We start from the raw sequence: 22593 nt of genomic DNA, 5'->3' as shown, positions 1-22593 counted from the left end.
CGGGCTGGTAAGGCGACAAGTGAACCGGTCTCGTCACCTTAGAGTTGAAATATGGCACGGATCTGACAATGCAGCGGATTACATCAGAGGCCTAAGCATTTCAAAGTAACAACCAGCCAATTTCGGCGATCACGCGCTTCCCCTAACTGGCGCGAACTGCCGCGCGCCAAGCTCACGATCGTACGCGCATTCGCCACCACCTTAATCCACCTAAAGGGGGGTGGTAGATGAATGATGGTGTAAAATCTTCCAGGAGGCATCATGACGGCGCAGCACAAACGTAAATCGGGCGGGTGTCGCCACTTGCAGATCATGCCGCGTTTCAGAAAAGACATAATTTCCGACGGCCATAACAATGTCAGCCGCCAAGCTGACGCAATGACATACGTCAAATTTTACCCTTGCGGTGCCATGGAAGTAGGTGCGTATTTCTGCGACACCGATGTAGAGCGTGGAACTAGACGTACCGTGAAGCAAGGCATCATCTGCGTATAACGCAACAAGATACTCCGGCTTGCCAGAGTTGAACGCTCGCGCCCAAGCTTCCAAGAAGGCACGCACATCCAGCACAACTTTGTCGTTGTTCACGATGAACGCCTCTTCAGCGGAGAAATGGCGACCGGAAGCGATAAGAGTGGGTTGGCCTTACCATCTGATATAAGGAAACCTCTTGCATATGCACTGCATTTTTGATCCGTTCGTTCATGCTTCCGACTGCGCGCTCATCCACGATCTTGTTGAGGTCGCTGCTTGTCAGCGGAGCGCAACGTTTTTTGCAAGCTCGCCTCCTCTATGCAGCTTGTCGGTCATTATGTTCTCATTGCGAGCCAGCAGTACCTTCGCCACCCCGTCCGGGTCCACACCAAATTGGTGATGGGGCCGCAAAAGAATTGGCGCGAACTCAACAAGTACGGACCGAGTTCAGAAGTGTTCGCAGAGGATCAGGGGCAGCGACGTGAAGTCGCTGCTTCGAGCCCTTGATCGCCGCGTATACGACGCAGCCCTGATACACCGGCTTATCTTCCCTCAGCTCGCCGCCAGGTGCTGGGACTGGTGCCAGTGCTGCGCTTAAATTCACGGCTGAAGTGATAGACGTCACAAAAACCGCAGCGTTCGGCGATTGCGCCGAGCCCAGCGTCACTTTCCAAGAGCAGCTTTTGCGCCATCATGATCCGCTCTCGAATCAACAAGCGCCTTGGGCTGATCTGCAGATGCCCTTGAAATAGCCGCCGCGTCTGTGCGGCGCTGAGGCCAGTGACCGAGGCGAGTTCATCGGCGTGCCAGGATCGCTCCGGGGACTGCCGCATCTTTAAAATGATGGCTCGCAATGGGGCCGGGAGACGGGATTCACCGTGCTTCGAGGAAGGTGCTGCGATGAGGTGAAGCAGTTCCGCCACGAGGCAGTTAAGTGCCAAATCGACGTTATCATCCCTGGCGCGCAAGACATCAAATAGTCTTGCGAACCACCGTTCGATCTCGTTCGGCACTGATATCGTTGCTAGCGTTGCTCCGGTGCCGAACACCTTTCGCCGAATGGCCGCACAGTCGGGCCCGTCGATCCGCACCCACAGAACAGTCCAGGGATCATTTTCATCCGGCCAGTGCGCATGCGACGTTTCGTTGGCAATCCAGATCAACTGACCGCGCTCAACAGTCGATGTCCTGCCTTCGCTGACTACAAAGCCGCGCCCAGCGGAGCAGTATAGAATGTCCTGGCCCGGATAATTGTCTCGAGCGATGTGATGATCACGTGCGGTGATGGCCTTGCCCGCCCTAAGTACCGTAAAGGCGCATCGGGTCCAGGCAGCATCAGGGAGGACGTACTGATGGCTCTCAGGAAAAAGTGTGCGCTGCGGCAAGCCGGCCATGCGCGTTTTATATAAATTGAAGCGTGCTTTGTCCATTCCCGCTGGGGCTTTCTGCATCTAGGCTCGATGTCAATGACTAACAAATGAGCTCGTGATCAGGCTCCCGGATGCACGTTTTGTATCCATAGAGATCGCTGAGGGAGCTCAGGGAGGACCGGTGCCGATGCTCACGGCCCACGAAACTGCGCCACCGCGCGCAGGGCCCTTGTGGCGACGTGGTGGAGGCATTCCACGCCACGCCTTGATCTCAGGCACTTTCAGGGGAGGAATTGATGAGTAAACCGAGAATTACCGTCGTCGGCAGCTTCGCCGTAGGACTGACCATTCGCGCTCCGAACATCCCGGTCTTCGGGGTCACGATGTTAGGCAGCAGTTTCGATATGGGCCCGGGCGGAAAAGGTTCGAATCAGGCTGTTGCCACTGCGCGGCTCGGGGCGGACTCGTCGCTGGTTGCGATCATCGGCAAAGACCAATTCGCAGATATTGGCATTGATCTGTACAAGGCCGAGGGCGTCGATACGGCGCATGTCAAGCAGATCACCGAGAAGCCGACGGCGGTTGGCTTCATCATCCTCAATGAGCGAGGCGAGAACTTCATTATCATGGATTATGGCGCCACAAACGCCATGGATCCGGCTTTTGTCGATCGCGCCGAGAGCCGCATTCGCGAGAGCGACCTCGTCATGGCGGTCCTGGAGCCGCCGGTCGAGGTGGCTATGCGGGCGATGGAGCTCGGTCGCAAATACGGTAAGAAAACCATTCTCAATCCGGCGCCGGCCGCACCGCTGCCGGATGAAATCTTCCCGTTGGTCGATTTCCTGACGCCGAATGAAAGCGAACTTCGCATCCTGCTCGGTCTGCGCCCGGATGATCCGCGGCCCTCGCGCGAGCTGGTCGATCTGTTGCGCAAGCGCGGGGCCGCCAACGTGATCGTGACGCTTGGCGACCGTGGTGTACTGATCGTCACCGACAAGGTCGATACCACCATTCCGGCTGCAGTGGTCGACGTAGTGGACACGACGGGTGCTGGCGACGCGTTCAATTCCGGCTTCGCCGTGGCTCTGGCGGAAGGGCGGGATGTGATCGAGGCCGCGCGCTTCGGGGTGTGCTGCGGTGCCCTGGTCTGCACAAAGCTAGGGGTCATTCCCGGCATGGCGAGGCGCGCCGCAGCAGACGAGATGTATCGCACAATGCGCGCCTCGGCTGCAGAATGAGAGAGCAACAAGAAATCAATGCGCCTTGGGCGCGAACAGTGAGAACTGGAACGATATGCCGCGGATTTACGATTGGGCGGCGCGCGAGGCCGAGCGCACGGTGACGGTGGCCGACCTGCGCGCTTCCCGAAAGTCGGGCAAGCGCTACACTCAGGTCACTGCCGAGACCGCCGAGGAGGCAGCGGCCGCGGAGCAGGCCGGCATTGAAATGCTGGTGACCCGCGCCCGCAACGTGGAAGCCGTACGGAGGGGCTCAAAGCACCTCTTCGTCACCGCCGCGTTGGGCTTTGCCGATGCTGTAACACAGGACGACATCCTTCGTACCGCCTTGAAGGCGCTAAGCGACGGGGCCGATGCGGTGATCACCGCACGCGGCATGGCGACCGTCTCAATGCTCGCGGCCGAGGATATTCCGGTTGTCGGTCACTTGGGCCTCGTTCCCAGAAAATCGACCTGGCTCGGAAGGCTTCGCGCCTTCGGCAAATATGCGGAGGAAGCCTTGGCACTCTTCCAGCGCTTCCGACGTCTAGAAGAAGCCGGCGCTTTTGCGGTGGAATGCGAGGTCATCCCAGCCCGGGTCATGTCGGAAATTCGCCGGCGGATCGGACTGGTGACCGTCTCGCTCGGCTCCGGACCGGATGCTGACGTGATCTTTCTATTCACCGAGGACATATGCGGTGGCGAAGGCCGGCGGCCCCGGCACGCTCGGGTCTATGGAGATCTTCAGGCCCTGCAGGAGCGCATCAAACAGGAGCGCGTGAAAGCTCTCAGCGCATTCCGTGCTGACGTCACCGCAAATGGCTTTCCAGGCCCGCAGGAAATATCGGACATCGCCGACGATGAATATGCGGCCTTCGTGTCGAGACTAAAAGACTCGGGCTTTGGCGATTGATCTAAAGCTCTTGCGACGGCGACGAGAGCTGATCTCAATCAGCCGGCGAAGGATCTAACACACGAGCTGTCTGCCTTGAAGCGGCAATGGAGTGCAATATGGACGAAGCATTGTACGGCACGCGCGATAAGCGGGGCAATTGGGTACCAAAGAAGAAGCCCGAACGTGCGCCGATTTTTGTCTGGCCGGTGCAACCGCTGAAAATACTGCGCTGGTTACCGGGCTATCTCCTGCCCTGGAATACGGTCTATTTCCTGATCTCTCTTGTATCGTGGACTTATCTCACTCCATCGCTCGATACGATGCGAGAACTCCACGCCGACTGGATACTGCTCATTCTGCTTCGTAACACCGCTTTGACTCTCCTCCTCTACGGCACCTTCCATTTCATTCTTTATATCGAGCGGCGTCAGCAGACGGCGTTTAAATACAATGCAAAGTGGCCGGATGCGCACAACCCGACCTTCATGTTCGGAAGTCAGACGGCCGAGAACATATTCTGGACCATGTGCAGCGCCGTGCCTGTATGGAGTGCATATGAGGCGCTCACCTGGTGGATGTACGCGAACGACCGCTTGCCTTACGTCGATTTCGCAGCGCATCCGCTATATTGTGCTGCACTCGTGCTGGTGATGCCGGCGTGGCGCGAACTGCACTTTTACCTCATTCACCGCCTCATCCATATTGGGCCGCTGTACCATCTCATCCACAAGGTCCACCACAAGAACGTCAATCCGGGGCCGTGGTCCGGCCTCTCGGCGTCGACACTGGAACACATCGCTTACTTCTCAGGGGTATTGATTCATTTCGTTCTTCCGTCCCATCCGCTGCACGCAATGTTTCAGCTGATGCACGCGGGACTGTCCCCCGCAAAGTCACATACCGGTTTCGACCGCGTGGTCGTGGATGATGCGAAGGCGATCAGCACCGACAACTTCTACCATTACCTGCACCACAAGTATTTCGAGGTGAACTACGGTGAACGCCGCATCCCGCTCGACGAGTGGTTCGGCACGGCTCACGACGGCTCTCCAGAGGCCGACGAGAGAATGTATAAGCGCATAAAGGCCAAGAAGTGGGTGCGCGGCGGTTAGCGCCGAAGCGGGGAGGCTCCGAAGGCCTGTCACGTTGAGGCAGCCCTTGCGCCGCAACGGTACTGGCGCACGCTGCGCGACTGAGCCACAGCCGATTGATCGCCGCCAGTTGAAGATTGAGGACTAGATATGACTAAACAAGCTGAATGGGTGGCGGCCTGCGCTGCGGACGCTTTGAGGCCTGAAGAGGTTCGCCGCCTCGATCACGGCGGCCGCACGTTTGTGATTGTTCGCTCGCCCGAGGGCGATTACTTCGCGATGGACGGCCACTGCTCACACGAGAAGGTCCATCTTGCGGATGGCATTGTCGATGGCGGAATTATCGAATGCCCGAAACACTTCGGCACCTTCGACTATCGAACGGGCGAGTCGCGTGCGCTGCCCGCATGCGTCGACTTGCAGAGTTACGAGGTAAAAATCGAGAATGGCATTGTTATGGTCAAGGTCTGAGCGGGTGAGAGCTGCGGATGACCTCACAGCGTTTACTTGTCTTGCAGTCCCTCTGGGCCATGGAGCGGCGGCAGCCTGACGGTTTCGAACGTTCTCTCGATGAAAACCTGGCGATGATACAGCAAGCGGGGTTCGACGGGATCTCTACGTCCTGCAATGATCCAGGACGCGTCAACCTGATCGCACGCGCTTTGAACGGTTCCGGGCTTGCAGTCGAGGGCATGTGCTTCCCGCAGACGATCGATCACTTGAAGTCTGCCATCGACCTCGCCAAGCAGATCAACGTTCTGCATCTCAACGTCCAGCCAGACATCCGTCCGCGCAGGGTCAGCGATTGTATCCCGCTGCTGGATGGCTGGATCAGGGTGGCGGAAGAGGCAGGCATGCCGATCTACTTCGAAACGCATCGCAACAGGATGACCACGGATCTCCTCTTTACTCTCGATCTGATGGACGAGGTGCCCGGGATGCGGATCCTTGCCGATTTGTCGCACATCCTGCTGGGTCGGGAGTTCTGGTATCCCATCTCGGACGAGGATGAAGCGCTGGTGCGGCAGGTGCTCGATCGCGCTTGGGCGTTTCATGGACGGGTTGCATCTCGCGAGCAAATTCAGGTTGAGATCACGTTTCCTCAGCACAGGATATGGCTGGATCTGTTCCTGGGGTGGTGGAAATACGGGTTCCGAAGCTGGCGAAAGCGCGCAGGCACGGGTGCCTGCCTTAGTTTTACCTGCGAACTTGGCCCGCAGCCCTATGCGATCACCGATCGGCAAGGCAAGGACACGACGGATCGTTGGGAGGAAGCTCTTCTTCTTAGGTCCCTAGTCCGTGACCTCTTCGATAGCGTGGCCAGTGAGGAGCAGGCTCTGCCTGCAAGAGGGGTGGCCATTTGAGTACTCATTCGACGATTGCCATTGTTGGCGCCGGCGAAGCTGGCACGGCAGCCGCCCTGGCGCTGCGCGAGCGCGGCTGGGAAGAGAGCGTGGTGTTGATCGGCAACGAAAGCAGTCTCCCGTATGAGCGCCCTCCTCTCTCCAAAGCAGTTCTGGTCGATGAGACGAGGCCTGGGCCGAAGACGATTGTGACGTCAGAGCGGCTTTCCGAATTGAAGATCGATTATCGCCACGGCTGTGAGGTGGTCTCGATTGATCGCACGGCCAGCATGGTGATTCTCTCGAATGGGGCCAAGATAGGCTATCATCGCCTCCTCTTGGCCACTGGCGCTCGTCCGCGTGACCTGAACGTGCCAATTGCTGAGGGATCAAGGGTCGCAACGCTTAGGTCGTATGAGGATGCCACACGCCTTCGCGAGTTAATCGGCCAAGGCTGCGAGATGGCTGTGATCGGCGGCGGCTTTATCGGGCTCGAGGTTGCTGCGAGCTCGATCTTGCGAGGCGCTTCGGTCATCGTCTTCGAAGCAGGATCGCGCATACTTTCCCGGGCAGTGCCAGTTGGCATAGCTGAACTGATCAGGGCCAAGCACGAGCGTTCTGGGGTACGGATCGAGACAACGGCAGTCGTTGAACGTATCGAGCTTTGTGAAGGACGCTCCTGCGTGGTACTGGCCGGGGGCCAAAGACATCTTGCCGATCTCGTGATCGTGGGGGTCGGTGCAACCCCCAACGTCGAACTGGCGCAAGCGGCGGGGCTCGCTGTCGACAACGGCATCGCGCTTGACGAAATGCTGGCCACATCGGATCCGCGCGTATTCGCAGCGGGGGACTGCTGTTCCTTTCCACATCGCCTTTACGGAAAGCGGATCAGGCTGGAAGCTTGGCGCAACGCGCAGCGGCAAGGGGTGATTGCGGCGGCGAATATGGTGGGCGAGGATCGTCCGTATGACGATCTCCCCTGGTTCTGGTCGGACCAATACGATGAGACTTTGCAAATGGTCGGCCTCTGCTGCGGCGGAGAAATCCCGGTCGTCAGAAGCCTAGGCCCGAGGGGCCAACTTCTATTCTCCCTTGTCGACGGCGGGCGCCTCGTGGCTGCTTGTGGGTTTGGAAGCCTCGGCGCCGTTGCGAAGGAAATCCGAGTTGCAGAGACGATCATTAGGCGGGAACTGAAGGTCGAGGCAGAGGCGCTCGCTAATCCGGCGCTGAACTTGAAGCAGCTTCTTTAGTGACTACTGCCGCGGCGCAGGTCACCCGGCAAGCAAGTCACCTGGCAAAAGGACATGCGCCACGCGGGCTACCGAATGCTCGCCCATTGGGCGTAGCGGCAATCCCTCGTCAGAGGCTGGATGCGGCGTTTGTCGAGCCAGGACGACCGTTGAGAAGGCTCGATCGATAGATCAACTTCGGGCCGGCGCGCCAGCGCTCCACTGTGCGCCAATATCCCTGCAAGCAAACGCAGACTACTTTGATACCGCGCTGAACATCATGCGCTGCTTTTCGGGACCTGGCGGCATCACGCTGGGAGCCCGATTGAATGTAGCAAGACCTACCTCGTTGAGCAAATACACTATCCCAATTTCAGATTGATATAATGCAATAATCATGAGAAGCTCTCAAGTGAAGCAATGGTGAGAACCCGCTTTCAGGTGGAACCATCCTGCATTTTCACGAGGAGCTTTGATGAGCATAGACTGGGAAGAAGCGATCGCACGTATGATGCGGCGGATCGAGAATACAGCTCAACAAGTTGGCGACGCCTATCCACATTGGGCAGATCCGGAGAGCGGCACCTGGACGACAACTTCAAACGGAGACTGGACCGGCGGCTATTGGCTGGGGATGCTTTGGCTTGCCTCGCGGAGTAACGGCGGCGAGCGCTTCAGAGATCTTGCAGAACGAGGTTGCGAGCGTCTTGAACCGCGCGTCTCGGCCGATACCGCGTTCAAGGCTGCGACCTTCTATTACGGGGCCGGACTGGGTTCGCTGCTCACCGGAAGTCACCGCGCGCGGACGCTCGGCCTTGCGGCGGCACGAGATCTGAAGCAACGCTACAACCATCACCTTGGTCTTGTGCCCCTTGGCGCGAATGCCGAGGAGGGCGCTGACGTGGGAGCCACTGCAAGCAGCGTCGACAGTTTGGTCGTCTCATTGCTGCTGTTTTGGGCCGCTCGAACTCTAGACGACCGCGCGATGCGCGAAGTGGCTGCCAATCATACGGATAAAGTTCTGACCGTCCATCAGCGTGAGGACGGATCCTTCATCCAGTCCTCCTCCCTCGATCCCGAGACCGGCAAGGTTCTCCGACGCTACACACACAAGGGCTTCAGCGAGAACAGCGTTTGGGCAAGAGCACAGGCGTGGGGCGTGGTGTGCTCGACGATCAGCTACTTTTCCGGCGGCGGAGAGGAGCGATGGCGTCAAGCCGCCATGAACGGGGCCGACTGGTGGCTCGCCCATGTGCCAGATGATTGCGTGTCGTACTGGGATTTTGACGCTCCTAAAGCGCCCAACGTCGAGCGGGACACTGCGGCGACCGCTTTTATGGCATCGGCTCTTCTAAAATTGAGCTCGATTGCGCCGACTGACAGTAAGCGGCGGCAATACCGTAGCGCCGGAGAACGCACCGCTTTGGCGCTGGTCGAACGATATCTCACTCCGGTTCATAAGAACGATAGCCGTCCAGCCGGCATGCTGGTGGAAGGATGCTTCAACAAGCGCGGGGATTCGAGAGCCGAGGACTACGTCAGTAATGCCGAATTGATCTTTGGTAGCTACTACTTGTTCGAGGCGCTTCATTTGCTAACCGGCAGGTTGCGGCCTGAAGAAATCTAAAATGGCACTCGCTGCTGGCGAAGGCCAGCGGCGAGCGCTCTCTGTGTCACTCTCGCGTTACCCCGGCCGAAATCCTTAAAGCGGCTTGGAACGGACCTAGGGGCGCATTTGACGGCTGGAGAGATCAAGGGTTTCTTGTTCAGCCGCTGTTCCACTGAGACCATTGCCTTTCCAGAGGGGAGCCGCCGATCGGCCGGACCTCTCTGGAGTGCCCTAACAAGACTGTTATCACTCGCCTACATAGATGCAGCCGCGCTTTTTAGCGATCTGATATACGACCACGCTGAGCAAAGCGACGAGCGACCCGTAGATTGGGAACATCCATGCCATGTCCTCGCGTTGCAACCATACCAGCAGGTAGGGCGTGGTACCGCCGAAAATTGTCACACCGATTGCGTAACCAAGGGCGACGCCTGTCGTTCTCACTGTGCGCGGCATCAAGGTTGTGGCTATGAAGTTGTAGAGAGCCATATTGCAGCCCACCATGGCCCCGCCAACCAGCATCACCATGGCGTAGGTCAGAAGGCTTTGGTGTGAATAGAGCAGCGTCAGGAAGAATGCTGGGATGAGCAGAAGGCGCATCAAGATGAACGCGCGCGAGGGCTTTATCTTGTCTGCAAACGCACCGATGGCAGGTGAAAAGACCATCCAGCAAAATCCCATGAGGGTCAGGATGCCGTACACCCACGTGCTGTTTTCCTTGAAAACACCATTGGCGATGTTGGGCAGGCCCACGTTGTACGTGTAGTTGGCGAGCTGCACCGAGCCGATCACCAAAATCACGGCCAGAAGCGACAGTCGCACATTCCAGAGCGCCTTCCAAACGCCGCCGGTGGTTTTCTGAACGCGCGACATCTCGTCATGATGCATAGCGCGGGCGATCAATGTTTCCGGGATTGCTTGGCGCAGGAAGAAGATGAGGACGCCAAGCAGGCCTCCGACCGCAAACGGCACTCGCCAAGCCCACTCGCGCATGACCTCGGGGGCGACGGCCGCGCTCACCAGAAAAGCGACGAGGCTTGCTCCGATCGAACCCAACATGATGAATGTACCGTTGATCAAGCCGAGATACCGCCCCTCCTCACCTGGTGGTGCCAACTCGATGGCGATTGCATTGGCGACGCCCGCCTCTGCGCCAGTGGCAAGCCCTTGCATCAGTCGAAGAATGACCAGCGCTGCAGTGGCAAGGGTCCCGATGTCCTTATGAGCCGGCAAGATCGCAATCAGGAACGAAGATAGCGCCATGACCGTAACAGCGATCATCATGACGCGTTTATGGCTGATGCGATCTGCGATAGGACCAAGCAAAGCCGCTCCCAGAGGCCGCGCAATGAATCCGGCTCCAAATACGGCAAATGCTCCCAGCAGCGAAACGACCGGGTCATTTGAAGGGAAGAAGTGGGGAGATAGAAAAGCCGCCATGAAGCCGTAGACTTGCCAGTCATACCACTCCAGCGCGACGCCTCCGCCCAGACCAATAGTCATTGATCTCGTTGCAACTTGCTTCTCGGGCTGAATGAAATCGATAGAAGGTTGGGCCATTGTTTGCATGGGTCTGCTTCCGCTCATTGGGTAAGACTGCTTAAGCCTTGCGCGGCAAGCGCGAATGCGCGCCGGCCTGTCGCTTGTTGGCCTGCTCAAGGCGCTGAGATTTCTGGCGGCACGCCCGTAAATGGACGCTGGCGCGATCGAAGGCAGCTGATCGGGCTTCCTTCATTCCAATCGTCTGTGTAACAGCCCGCGGGCGGGCTTATGTCCCAACTCCATGGTCCCTCCTGTAGCAATGCGCCCTTCTGCGGGACGCTTAAGTTTTTCGATTCAAGGCAGGCGGACAAACTCCTCCGCGCTGAGACGTCCGCTCGGCTTGGCGAGGCGAACGTTTCCTACTTTTCCGCGCAAACGATGCGAGCTGATCGAGTATCTGCTTACGTAAGCCGAACTGACCTGGAAAAGGTGAATGATGAGATCGTCTCGGGGCCGCCGCTTGGATCACAAGGACTTGCGCGGAAAGACAAAGGGGCTCGCGCGAGCGCGAGAGGGATGGTTGTAAAGGGCGCGGGCTGGCGAGAAGCTTGGCATGGACTGCAATATCGCCAGCCCAGCCGCTCCTCCCATGAAACCAGTAAATCGCCTCCACCGCTTCGTCTCCCATGACGGCCGGCATCTCTGTGCACTAGCCCAATATCGAGCGAGACCATCACAATGACGGGCCAATGTCAAGCAATAGACTATCTCAAATACAATTAGGATATATCAATCTGGTAGCCATCATTCTAGCTGAAGGATTGATACATCTATACGACTGAAATCGCTCATGAAATATTGGCACCCCCGATTAGCCAAGCACATTGACCTATCTCAATTTGAATGTCAGTCTGGCTTTGCCGCAATCAGCGCGGCTGGCTCTCACCTGGAATGGATCTCGTGCGCCTCATCCAATTTGTATCTCTGAACGGTTCTCGTCATGTCGCTGCGCTCCAGGCGGGCGACGGGGTCCCTGTGCTCGTGAACAATCGGACAAGTGTACGCGAATTAGCCTTGGAGGCAGCCCGCTCCCGGCTATCGCTTGCCGAATGCGTCCAAAGGTGCGGCTTCGGAGAGAAGGTCGATTACGATGCGATCATCCGCGAGAAGCGGCTGTTGCCGCCTCTCGACCACGCTGATCCTTCGCGTTGCATGATCGCGGTGACTGGACTTACGCACCTCGGTAGCGCCGAGTCGCGCGACGCCATGCACGCGAAATTGGCCGCAGGCGAACTTTCCGATTCAATGCGGATGTTCAAGCTTGGCCTGGACGGTGGAAAGCCTCCGCCGGGATCCATCGGGGTCCAGCCAGAGTGGGCCTATAAGGGTGATGGCTCCTGGGCAGTCGCACCTGAGCAACCCCTCACGTTGCCGTCCTATGCTGAAGACGGGGGCGAGGAGGCCGAAATTGTAGGGCTTTACGTCATTGGCGAGGGAGGCGACGTACTGCGTGTCGGCTTCTGCCTCGGCAACGAATACTCCGATCATGTGATGGAGCAGCGAAACTACCTCTACCTTGCTCATTCAAAGCTGCGCCAGTGCTCCTATGGTCCCGAACTCCTCGTGGGCGATCTTCCGGACGAGGTATCCGGAACGGTCCGCGTCTTGCGAGCTGGCGAAGCGATCTGGTCCGGAAGCTTTATCTCGGGCGAGAACAACATGTCTCATTCCATTGAGAATCTTGAGCACCATCACTTCAAATACCGCGCGTTTCGTCGGCCCGGCGACGTCCACGTCTATTTCTTCGGCGCGAGCGCCTTAAGCTTTTCGGCCGGCGTCAAGCTGCGCGGCGGTGACGCTTTCGAGATCGAATCTCCGGCTTTCGGGCGGCCATTGCGCAACTCGCTCATCGAGGAAAAGCAAACAGAGATCGTGAGGGTGCGGCCGCTATGAGCTTGATCTGGTGGACCAAAAATTGGGATAGCGAAAGCGCGGTATTCTGAGATAAGCAATCAAAATGCAGAAATGGCACCCTCACCTGCGGGCTGGCACCGCTCCCCTGTTCGTCCGGCTCGTCGAGGCCATCGAACACGACATCGCGGCAGGAACTCTTGCGGCAGGAACAAGGCTGCCTACCCAGCGTGATTTGGCAGAGGAGATCGGCCTCAGCGTCGGAACGGTCATCAAGGCCTATGCAGAAGGTCAACGGCGCGGCCTGCTTCTGGGGCACGTCGGCCGCGGGACGTTTGTCGCGTCACAGAGGCCGACCCCTGCGTCCGGTGGCAAGGTTGTCGATCTCAGCCTCAACATCCCAGGGCCGGCGTTACTGCCCAAGGTGCTAGCTGAGAGCCCATCTACGTTTCCAACGGCTGACATCTCCGACTACGTGGGATACCTCTCCCACTCTGGTGTTGCCGAACACCGGGCCCAGCTCGCCGGCCTATTTCGTCAATCGGGCTTCGAAGCCAATCCGGACAACCTCGTTATTACGAATGGAGCACAGCACGGGATAGCGCTGACCTTCAGCTCGATCTGCCAGCCTGGTGACAAAGTCTTCGTCGAGGCCGGCACTTATCACGGCATGAAGTCCTATGCTCATTTCGCAAAGCTCGACCTTATCGGGCTGCCGATGGATGGCGAAGGATTGCTGCCGGGCGCTTTCGACAAAGCGGCGGCAAGCGGGGCAGCGCGGGTGCTTTTTGCTATTCCCACCATCCAGAGCCCAACCGCGAGAATCATGAGCGCGGCACGCCGGCGAGAGATCGTGCGGATCGCGCGTAAGCGGGACATCCTGATCATCGAAGATGACGCATACGGCTTCCTGGACGAGACCAGCGAGCCGCTCGCCTCATTGGCGCCGGAGCGGACCTTCTATGTCAATACGCTGTCGAAGTGCCTGGCGCCGGGTCTGCGCATCGGAATGCTCGTCGCGCCCGAGCCTTATCTTTCGCAGATTCATCAATCTATGCGCGCGACCTGCTGGATGGCCTCGCCGATTTCAACCTTCATCGTATCCGAATGGATCCGCACGGGAACAGCCGCGCGCGTGAAGCAGTCTCTGGTCCAGGAGGCGAAGAAGCGCGTGAAGCTTGCCTCCCAAATCCTCCGGCCGCATATACGTGCAGATCATCCGGCCAGCTTTCACATCTGGATGGACCTGCCAAGCGACATTGCTCAACAGGTGGCAGCCCGTTCATTGCAACGGGGCGTCATCACAACGCCGCCCTCGGCGCTCGTGGTTGATCCCTCCTTGATCTCGGGGCTGAGGATATCGATCGGCGTTCCCGAAAACATCGAAGATCTCGAATGGGCGCTCCGCCAGGTCGCAGCTTCGCTCGAAGTCGGCAACGAAGCCAGCATGTCAATCATCTGAACGTGCAGAACTGTTCAACTCGGGCGCTTTCAGGCGGCCGCCATCACGCTCATGGTGGACCTCCATCAAACGCATAGGCTGTCTTCACAGTCGCATAGAACTCTGCAGCGTAGCGCCCTTGCTCACGTGATCCATAGGACGAACCTTTGCGGCCGCCGAAGGGCACGTGATAGTCGACGCCCGCCGTCGGCAGGTTGACCATCACCATGCCAGCCTCCGCGTTGCGCTTGAAATGGCTGGCATAGTTCAGACTTGTGGTGCAGATTCCGGAAGATAGTCCGAATGGGGTGTCGTTGGCGATCTCAAGGGCCTCGTCATAATTTCGCGCCCGGATCAGTGCTGCCACGGGCCGAAAATTTCTTCGCGCGCGACCCGCATCCGATTGTCGACTTCTGCAAACAGCGCGGGCGACAAGTAGAAACCGGGCGCATCGCGTTTCAATAGCTCGCCCCCAGCGACGAGCTTGGCCCCCTCGTCCTGGCCGAGGCGGATGTACATCAAGTCTTGCTCCAGCTGCTTCTGATCAACCACCGGCCCAATCTGCGTTCCTGGCTTGCAGGCGTCATCCACGACCAGCGCATCCATCCTTTCCGTGATAGCTGCCAGGAAGGCGTCGTAAATGCCATCTGTCACGATGAGGCGAGATGAGGCCGTGCAGCGCTGGCCGGTCGAAAAGAAGGCGCTGTTGATCGCGCATTCGACGGCCACCTTTAGGTCGGCGTCGTCGAGCACCACCATTGGATTCTTGCCCCCCATCTCCAACTGCATCTTCTTCATGGGATCGGCAGAAATGCAGGTTTGGGCAATGCGCCGGCCGGTCGACAACGAGCCGGTGAAGGAGATCGCGGCCACCTTCGTACTGGCGAGCATTGTTTCGCCCACGACCGAGCCGCTCCCCATGACGAGGTTGAAGACGCCGGGGGGAACGCCGGCGCGCGCAATGATGTCGCAAAGGGCGTTTGCCGAGGCGGGGACCAGTTCTGCAGGCTTGAACACGACGGAGTTGCCATAGGCCAGTGCCGGGGCGATCTTCCAGGCCGGAATGGCCATAGGAAAATTCCATGGCGTGATCGCCGAGCGGCTCGCGGGACATCTCAACGTCTATGCCGGCTCGCACGGAGAGCAGCTTCTCGCCGCTCAGCCTCAGGCACTCACCCGCGAAGAAATGGAAGATCTGGCCGGCGCGAGCGACCTCGCCGATCCCCTCCGGCAAGGTCTTTCCTTCCTCACGTGAGAGCAGGCGTCCGAGTTCGTCCTTGCGGGCCAATATCTCGTCACCCACGGCTTTCAGAACGTCGTGGCGGCTCTGGATCGTCGAACGCGCCCAAGCCGGAAAGGCGCCATGGGCCGCATCGATCGCACGCTTCGCCTCTTCTACAGAGGCTTGGGCGTACTCGCCTACGATGTCGCGAGTATCAGACGGGTTGATGTTCGCGACTGCCTTGGCTGCCGCAATCCATTCACCGGCGATGTAGTTCTTCGTCATCAGGCCCCCCGTCACCAAGCCTTGCAGAACGTCTCAGGACGTCCAACTGCGTCGGCACCTGCTTTTCGGCGGCAGGGAGTGATCCCCTTTCCGGCAGGTGCTGGCCCAAACGCCTGTTCGGCGCCTCGATTCGGCAATCGCATTCAAAGCCGGTTTCGCAGCGCATTGCAATATATCAATTTTATAATGGGATATAGTAATCTTGACGGCGACGATCGCGCGGCATAGTATCGAGCGTTCCAATCTGAGGGAAAGGCCTGTCGTGAGCGATAAAGCAACTGCCTCCGTAGCGCGTGGCGCCCTTGACGGCTTGATCGTTCTGGAAGTCGGCATGGTGATGCAGGTGCCGCTTGCAGGACAGGTGTTGGGGGATTTTGGCGCGGACGTCATCAAGATCGAACGTCCCCAAGGTGACATCACGCGCGGGCTTGATTTTGAGGCCACCCGCGTCGGCGGGATGAGCGCGTATTACGCTGCGATGGGCAGAAACAAGCGGACACTCGCCTTGGATTTGAAGAACCCGGCCGCCTTTGAGATCTTGCTGACCCTGGTCGACCGCGCTGACGTGTTGATGCACAACTTCCGCCCCGGCGTGATGGAGCGGCTGGGCCTCGGCTATAAGGATCTTAGCACACGCAATCCCCGTCTCATCTATGCTGCGGGGTTTGGTTTCGGGGAAACAGGTCCGCTTGCAGATCGTCCGGGCCAGGACATGCTGGCGCAGGCATTTAGCGGGTTGGCACGGGGAGGACTGCAGGAGCACCAGCCTCCGCAGCTGACGAACTCTCCTATTGTCGACTATGGCGCGGCGATGTCGCTCGTCCAGGGCATTCTTGCCGCCGTCATCGAACGCCAGACCTCGGGCCGGGGACAACTGGTGTCGACGTCGCTGTTCGATGTTTCGCTCGCTATGCAGCTGTGCGAAATCGCCAGCGAGAGCATCTATGGTGTGAAAACCGACTGGACGCGTCAGGCGATGCTCGTCAGGACCGCGGACGGTTGGGTAGCCGTTGTAATGCTCTTTCGCGACAACCCGCTTGGCCTGCTTTGCCAGGCGCTCGATCTACCGGACATAAGCACGCGGCCTGAACTCGCTACACGCGAAAAGCAGATCGAAAATCTGACCGCCATTCAGGAATATTGTGCGCCGGCTTTGATGACCTTGAACACTTCGGAGGTACTCGATCGTCTGGCTTCCGTGGATCTGCTCTGCTCACCTGTGAATGAAATTCCAGAAGCGATCAGCCACCCTCAGGCAAGCCAAAACGGCATCATGTGGCAGGTTGAGGTACCCGGGCGAGGAGTCGTTTCGCTCGCCGGACTGCCAGTCCGGCTCTCACGCACACCTCCAGCCGTCCGGATTCACCCCGCGCCGATCGGTGCCGCTACCGAGGAGGTCCTGACTTCCTTTGGCTTCTCGGAGCAGGCGATTCAGGAGGCTCGAAGCAGAAAGGCTTTCGGATAGCCCGCCCAAACCACAATGTGGTGTCTGTTTTTCCTGGCCTTGCTCGCACGATAGCAACCATATCAACCTCGGGTCCTCGGCAGCTTGCCCGGATGAATGGCAGCGAATTGTGTGCAACGCAATGATCTCTCCGAAGCTCGCTGCAAGCCAGCTTACGCAAGGTGCATCCCGATCCAAGTCGAGAAGAAGTTCTGGTTCTTCTCCCATTCTCCAGGAAGAATTCTCTCGTGATCCAAAAATCCGAACTCGTGCTATCCACTTCCCCTCTCCCGCACGTCCGCCTGCTGAGCATGAACAGGCCGGCGAAGCGAAATGCCCTGAGCAATGAGCTTATCGCGGCACTTGCATCGGCCTGCCGAGACGCAATTTTGGATGAGGACGTCCGCTGCATCGTGCTTTGCGGCACCGACACGTTCTTTTGCGCGGGCGCGGATATCAAGGAGATGCAACAACGCGGCTTCGAGGCCATTAACAATCTCGCCCGACGCAATGATTGGCGCGACCTCACCAACTGTCTCAAGCCGATCATAGCTGCCGTAGAGGGCGTTTGTCTTGGGGGCGGTCACGAACTTGCAATGCTGGCCGATATCATTATCGCAGGCGAAGGCGCGCTCTTCGGTCAACCTGAAATCAACATCGGCGTTTTGCCGGGTGACGGCGGAACCCAGCGGTTGACACGCGTGGCGGGCAAATCGCTTGCCATGCTGATGATCCTCACTGGCCAATCAATTTCGGCCCGTGCCGCAATGCAGGCAGGAATGGTCTCCGAGGTTACAGAAACGGGCCAGGCGCGGGCACGCGCGCTCGAGATTGCGGAAATAATCGCACAGAAGCCGCCTCGATCGACGGAGCTTGCGAAGGCTGCCGTTCTGGCCGCCTATCAAACGAACCTCGATGCCGGTGTGGAATTTGAACGGCAAGCGATCCGGGTTGCTTTCACCACTTCTGATCAGCAGGAAGGGATGGACGCTTTCTTCGAGAAGCGGCCCCCAAATTACCAGGGGAAATAGAACCCCTTTGCAGAATTCTGCTCTTAGGAACACAATACAAAGCGAGCAGATTTGCGAGCGCCGCACGAGAGCCGTCGGGCTGCTTGTGGTGCTGAGGCATTGGAAGCTACGATGGCCTAGCCGGATCATCGTTGATCGTCTCGATCACCCTGTCATCTTCGCTCCCGGCGAGAGCCACGAGTTCAATCGGCGGCGCAACCGCGTCGCTCTGAGCTAAAGCTGGCCGCCGGTTTGCTTCTGGTCGCAATGGTCGAATTGCATCGGTACTTAGATATTCTGGGTACGATTGTCCCGGCTGAGAATATCGGGACTGCTAGGAAGGAGAAATACAGACCGCCGCGCCGTATATGCTTCAGACAAGAGGGTGCCCAGTTGGATCTAGTCGATTGAGGCGAGCCAGTCGAAGCTCAGTCGTAAGGCGACTAAGACGATGCGGCATTTGCGACCGTCGACCTTACTCGTTCGCGCGGATCTGTGCGGTTGCAGTAATACATCTCAAAGCGGCTACCGGTTTCTTGGAATAACTTGTGACCTTCCAGCGCCCGTCGGTCACTCAGCGCAAACGCCAGTACGTGACTCGTGATCCCCCGAGATCCCATCGCGCTGTTGGAGCCGTAGCGAGGGGTGCAGATGCCGGGAGAGGCTACCACACTGCCGCTGTCGGGGCGGTGGGCGGAGTCACCATCAGCCGCCGCATTTGCACGTGGGGGACGCGTTAAAGAACCGAGAAGGAGCATGCGGCGCACTGTCGGAGTCACGACACACCCGTTCTACCTGAGACACGTGCCAGATGAGAATAAGAAGGAAACTCAGACTGACGGTTTTGGTATGCTTCTTGAACTCAGAAGCTGACCCGCCGTGTAATGCTCCATCCGAGAATAGGAAATGCTGCAATGAGCGCACCGAATTTGACCAAGCGAGCTAATGCCCTCGGAACCGACAAGGGGAATGAGGTAGGCGACGCCCACGGCTACACCAGCTTCTACTCTTTTCTGTTCGAAGAATTCCGCCAGCAACCTTTCACGATGGTCGAGATTGGATTACAACACGGAAACGGCTCTCTCGATCCCGATGTAGTGGTCGGTCGCAAGGTTGACGACATTCCGTCTATTAAGATGTGGCTGGAGTTCTTTCCCAAAGCCGAGATCATCGGATGCGACGTTGCCGATTTCAGCGCCTTTAAGATGGACCGGTTCCGTTTCGAGCGCCTTGACATGGGCGATACGGTAGCCCTGGAACGCCTAGCGAACTCGCTCCCGCCCGTAAGGATCATCATTGATGACGCTTCGCACGCAGCTTATCACCAGCAGCTTGCTCTAGCGAAGCTGTTTCCCATCGTCGAGCCTGGCGGTTTCTACTTTATCGAGGATCTACATACCACGCACGGGATTGCCGCACGATTGCCTTCCTGCAATTCAACTGAGACCGTAGTTGAGAAATTCGCTCAGACACGTCGGCTCGACATTCCGTTCCTGCCCGCGATCGAGCGTAGAAACCTCGAGACTACAATCAGGAAGATGTTCATTCATCGCGACGACAAGGGGGGTGTCAGCCGCTGGACCATGAAAATGGTGGGATTTGAAAAGTACTAAAGAGTCAACCGAACTTTCCCGCGACCAACATGCCTATCTAGTCGGCGGTCTTCGCTCGCGCACGTGAGACCACTAAAATGTTGATCTCAGAAATATGAATGGGTTCACAATGGTGGAAAAATGGCGATAGAGGTGATTTGCTGGCTGGAGCGGCTTGGCAATTCCCGTGCCTCGCTGCCGCGCGATACGGCGGCTCGAAGTCTTTGTGTTGGAGTTACAAGCTGCGGGCCGTCTAGCTACTTGATCGACGATCGCCAAGCTTTCTCGACAACAACGTTAGATTGAGGCCCTGGCTCTTTACGGACTTCAAGGCCAGGCTGTACAACGAATTCGCTGGCCATGAGCGACACGTCACGCAAGGCCTCGACAGGTGCGCCGACGACGACAATAAATTTGGAGAGGCTGCGCACCTCGAGCCGCCCGTCGACGTCAACATCGCGCCGAGTCGGCCAAATTCCTTCGTCCGCTTGGCCTGCACGCGGTAGCTCTCGATGATCGATGCATCAATGATCTGCGTGTTGCGGTACTTCCGCTGTTGACCGGAGAAGCCAAACCGACCGCCGAGTCCAGTTCGCGGCGGTAGGTCGGATAGCACCTCCCAATTGGCGTAGCGCATGCTTCTGTCCGAAAACACACTCGTCTGATGTCAGGAACCCGCCAAGCAGTTTGCGAACGCGAGAGTCGGCCGAGAAACCGCGAGGGATTCCTGCGATTTGCATTGGTCTAGATCGTGCACTGCGCTACGTGCGGCATCTAGTAATCGGATCGCCGCGCTGGGGTCACGCTGCTAGTGCCGAGACGGTCGTGGGTATGTGGAATGCAACCTTAGACCGACGTCGAGCGCGAGCGGTGCCAGAATCGATCCACGACGATTTCCTATTCGCATCTTTCTAAGTTCGATTCGGTCTTTGTCAATCGAATTGCCGGCATCAGACAAGGAGGCACTATGCGCATCTGCGGTATCAAGCTGACACATGACGGCGGGATTGCTCTTGTTGAGGACGGACGGCTTATCTTTTGTATCGAGCAGGAGAAACGGAGCAACAATCCGCGGTATCAAACAATCGACAACCTCGATGCAATCGTCGTCGCTTTGACCGAACACGGTCTGGATCCGCAAGAAGTTGATCAGTTCGTCATCGATGGCTGGGCGGGGGTGGCGGAGTCGCAGTTCCAGGTTCTCAGCGGGACGACACCGATCACTCTCAAAGGGGCGCCCTATGTTGAACGCCATGCCGACGGCCTTCTCACCTCGTGCGATGGCTCTGGTCTTAGGCTCGATGGCAGCGATTTCCCTTATAGAAGCTATCCGCACGTCACAGGCCATGTAGCCTCCGCATACTGCACCAGCCCCTTTGCCAAAGCTGGACAGCCCGCCTTCTGCCTCGTGTGGGACGGCGGCACCTTTCCACGTCTTTATCACGTAGAACATCGAGGCGCTCAGTTCATCGAATGCCTGTTCCCGGTGATTGGGCATGTCTATGCCGCCGCGGGACTTCATTTTGGACCGTATAAGCAGGCGAACCGCGCTAACTGGGACCTGGGTGGCCCCGGCAAGGTGGACCCGGGCGGTGCCGGCAAGCTTAACCTGGGTGTAGCCGGCAAGCTGATGGCGTATATCGCGCTCGGGTCTGTCATTGAAAACATTGTCACGGTCTTTGAGGAACTCTACCAGGAGCGCTTTGCGGCCGACACGAAACTTGCCAGTTTCCGTACAGACATTGAGAGCATGGAGTCCGCGCTTGCGGCTGTGCATGACTTCTTCGACGCCAGCGCGCGCCACCTAAAGGCCAGGGCCCCCGAAGATGTGCTGGCATCGTTTCATTGCTTCCTCGAGCGTCTCCTCGTCCGCAAAATGGCGCTTGCTTTGCAGCGGCATTCATATCTTGGGGCGCGCAATCTGTGCGTAGCAGGTGGCTGCGGTCTCAATATCAAATGGAACAGCGCACTACGTGCGACAGGCCTGTTCGATGCCGTCTGGGTGCCCCCGTTTCCGAATGACAGTGGCTCGGCAATCGGTGCCGCTTGCTGCGCAATGGTGGTGGAAAAAGGCTTCTCGCCGTTGGAATGGTCGGTATATAGTGGTCCAGCCTTGCAACGTCGAGATGTACCCCCCGAATGGAAGGCCGCGCCGTGTAGTCTGCATGAACTTGCGACCATTCTTGCCGGCAACAAGCCCGTGATTTTTCTTACCGGCCGCGCCGAGCTTGGGCCTCGGGCGTTGGGTAGCAGAAGCATTCTCGCCCCCGCGACCTCGCCGCGAATGAAGGATTATCTCAACGACATCAAACTTCGCGAACACTTCCGGCCAGTGGCTCCGATATGCCTAGAGGATCGTGCGCCGGATATATTTAGTCCCGGAACACCGGACCCTTACATGCTTTTCGATCACCAGACACGACCAGAATGGCGGGACAAAATCCCCGCTGTTGTACATCTCGATGGATCGGCGCGATTGCAGACGATTTGCAGGACCTCTCAGCACAAAGTCGCCGAGCTTCTCGTCGAATACGAAAAGCTCACAGGCATTCCGCTGCTTTGCAATACGAGTGCAAACCACCATGGACGTGGGTTCTTCCCGCATGTCGCAGCAGCCTGCGAGTGGGGACGCGTCGAGCACGTATGGGGCGACGGCATACTGTGGACCAAAGCTCGATAACCGTGCGGCGCGACAATCAGTGACAGTGCTTCCCAACCAGATTGTCGCGCTATAATAGCCTGTTCTAGAGGGCGCACAACGCAATTTGAGTAATACTCGGTAGAGCGGCTCCGGCGACGAATGCAGCCTCCCTGAGCGTCGCCCTCATCCAGCCGCCAGGATTTGACTTGTGTCGCAGTTGGCGCGAGCGATTAGTTTTTGTAAGGCGGCACGAGTACACCAACGTGATCACTTAGAGTTGCGGCATGGCCGCAATCTGACAGTGCAACGCAATACGCACGTGGCCTCGCTTGCCAAG

At 58.1% G+C, this 22593-nt stretch carries 16 protein-coding genes and 1 pseudogene; 13 read left to right on the top strand and 4 right to left on the bottom strand.

Going from position 1 to position 22593, the window contains the following annotated elements; translation table 11 throughout:
- Nucleotides 1-210 precede the first annotated feature (210 nt).
- On the bottom strand, nt 211-588 hold the full coding sequence (locus L6639_RS38345; RefSeq protein ID WP_128929748.1) for a nuclear transport factor 2 family protein: 378 nt from the start codon (nt 586-588) through the stop codon (nt 211-213).
- A gap of 428 nt (nt 589-1016) precedes the next feature.
- A complete protein-coding gene (locus L6639_RS38340) occupies nt 1017-1925 on the bottom strand; it encodes an AraC family transcriptional regulator (RefSeq protein ID WP_232995599.1) in 909 nt (302 codons plus the stop codon).
- A gap of 215 nt (nt 1926-2140) precedes the next feature.
- Here L6639_RS38340 and L6639_RS38335 point away from each other — a divergent pair, with 215 nt between their 5' ends.
- The 7 genes from L6639_RS38335 to L6639_RS38305 all read left to right on the top strand — a co-directional run bounded on the left by L6639_RS38335 (nt 2141) and on the right by L6639_RS38305 (nt 9246).
- Nucleotides 2141-3082, top strand: a complete 942-nt coding sequence (locus L6639_RS38335) for a ribokinase (protein ID WP_128929749.1) — start codon at nt 2141-2143, stop codon at nt 3080-3082.
- A gap of 25 nt (nt 3083-3107) precedes the next feature.
- Nucleotides 3108-3974: a 3-methyl-2-oxobutanoate hydroxymethyltransferase gene (locus L6639_RS38330; RefSeq protein WP_232995600.1), complete on the top strand. Its 867-nt coding sequence runs from the start codon at nt 3108-3110 to the stop codon at nt 3972-3974.
- Between the two features lie 98 nt (nt 3975-4072).
- Entirely contained in the window at nt 4073-5068 is a 996-nt protein-coding gene (locus L6639_RS38325; RefSeq protein WP_128929750.1) for a sterol desaturase family protein, read from the top strand.
- A 129-nt stretch (nt 5069-5197) separates the two neighbouring features.
- Nucleotides 5198-5518, top strand: coding sequence for a Rieske 2Fe-2S domain-containing protein (locus tag L6639_RS38320; RefSeq protein ID WP_128929751.1), 321 nt, complete (start codon nt 5198-5200; stop codon nt 5516-5518).
- Nucleotides 5519-5535: 17 nt separating this feature from the next.
- Nucleotides 5536-6411 (top strand): sugar phosphate isomerase/epimerase family protein, encoded by an 876-nt coding sequence (locus L6639_RS38315; protein WP_128955097.1) that lies wholly within the window; start codon nt 5536-5538, stop codon nt 6409-6411.
- Nucleotides 6408-7640: an NAD(P)/FAD-dependent oxidoreductase gene (locus L6639_RS38310; RefSeq protein ID WP_128929753.1), complete on the top strand. Its 1233-nt coding sequence runs from the start codon at nt 6408-6410 to the stop codon at nt 7638-7640. Before L6639_RS38315 ends, L6639_RS38310 begins: the two co-directional genes overlap by 4 nt.
- Before the next feature lie 454 nt (nt 7641-8094).
- The gene (locus tag L6639_RS38305; protein WP_128929754.1) at nt 8095-9246 is read left to right on the top strand and encodes a glycoside hydrolase family 88 protein; all 1152 of its coding nucleotides are present in this window, start codon (nt 8095-8097) and stop codon (nt 9244-9246) included.
- A gap of 228 nt (nt 9247-9474) precedes the next feature.
- On the opposite strand, the gene L6639_RS38300 is transcribed toward L6639_RS38305, so the two are convergent.
- A complete protein-coding gene (locus tag L6639_RS38300; protein ID WP_164934143.1) occupies nt 9475-10797 on the bottom strand; it encodes an MFS transporter in 1323 nt (440 codons plus the stop codon).
- Nucleotides 10798-11661: 864 nt separating this feature from the next.
- On the opposite strand from L6639_RS38300, the gene araD1 reads away from it, so the two are divergent.
- Together araD1 and L6639_RS38290 are read left to right on the top strand one after the other, a co-directional pair.
- Entirely contained in the window at nt 11662-12663 is a 1002-nt protein-coding gene (gene araD1, locus L6639_RS38295; protein WP_249798521.1) for an AraD1 family protein, read from the top strand.
- A gap of 64 nt (nt 12664-12727) precedes the next feature.
- Nucleotides 12728-14083: an aminotransferase-like domain-containing protein gene (locus L6639_RS38290; RefSeq protein ID WP_128929756.1), complete on the top strand. Its 1356-nt coding sequence runs from the start codon at nt 12728-12730 to the stop codon at nt 14081-14083.
- Between the two features lie 49 nt (nt 14084-14132).
- Here L6639_RS38290 and L6639_RS38285 read toward each other — a convergent pair.
- Nucleotides 14133-15569: pseudogene (locus tag L6639_RS38285) on the bottom strand (aldehyde dehydrogenase family protein).
- Between the two features lie 202 nt (nt 15570-15771).
- Here L6639_RS38285 and L6639_RS38280 point away from each other — a divergent pair.
- The 4 genes from L6639_RS38280 (at nt 15772) to nodU (ending at nt 22295) form a co-directional block, all read left to right on the top strand.
- Entirely contained in the window at nt 15772-17034 is a 1263-nt protein-coding gene (locus tag L6639_RS38280; RefSeq protein WP_128929757.1) for a CaiB/BaiF CoA transferase family protein, read from the top strand.
- A 227-nt stretch (nt 17035-17261) separates the two neighbouring features.
- Nucleotides 17262-18044, top strand: coding sequence for an enoyl-CoA hydratase-related protein (locus L6639_RS38275; RefSeq protein WP_232995601.1), 783 nt, complete (start codon nt 17262-17264; stop codon nt 18042-18044).
- Between the two features lie 893 nt (nt 18045-18937).
- On the top strand, nt 18938-19636 hold the full coding sequence (locus L6639_RS38270) for a hypothetical protein (RefSeq protein ID WP_128929758.1): 699 nt from the start codon (nt 18938-18940) through the stop codon (nt 19634-19636).
- Nucleotides 19637-20582: 946 nt separating this feature from the next.
- Entirely contained in the window at nt 20583-22295 is a 1713-nt protein-coding gene (gene nodU / locus L6639_RS38265; RefSeq protein WP_128955098.1) for a nodulation protein NodU, read from the top strand.
- Nucleotides 22296-22593 lie beyond the last annotated feature (298 nt).

It is taken from the genome of Bradyrhizobium zhengyangense (assembly GCF_022012555.1).
GTDB classification, from domain to species: domain Bacteria; phylum Pseudomonadota; class Alphaproteobacteria; order Rhizobiales; family Xanthobacteraceae; genus Bradyrhizobium; species Bradyrhizobium zhengyangense.
This window is presented reverse-complemented; position numbering and strand designations above follow the sequence as displayed.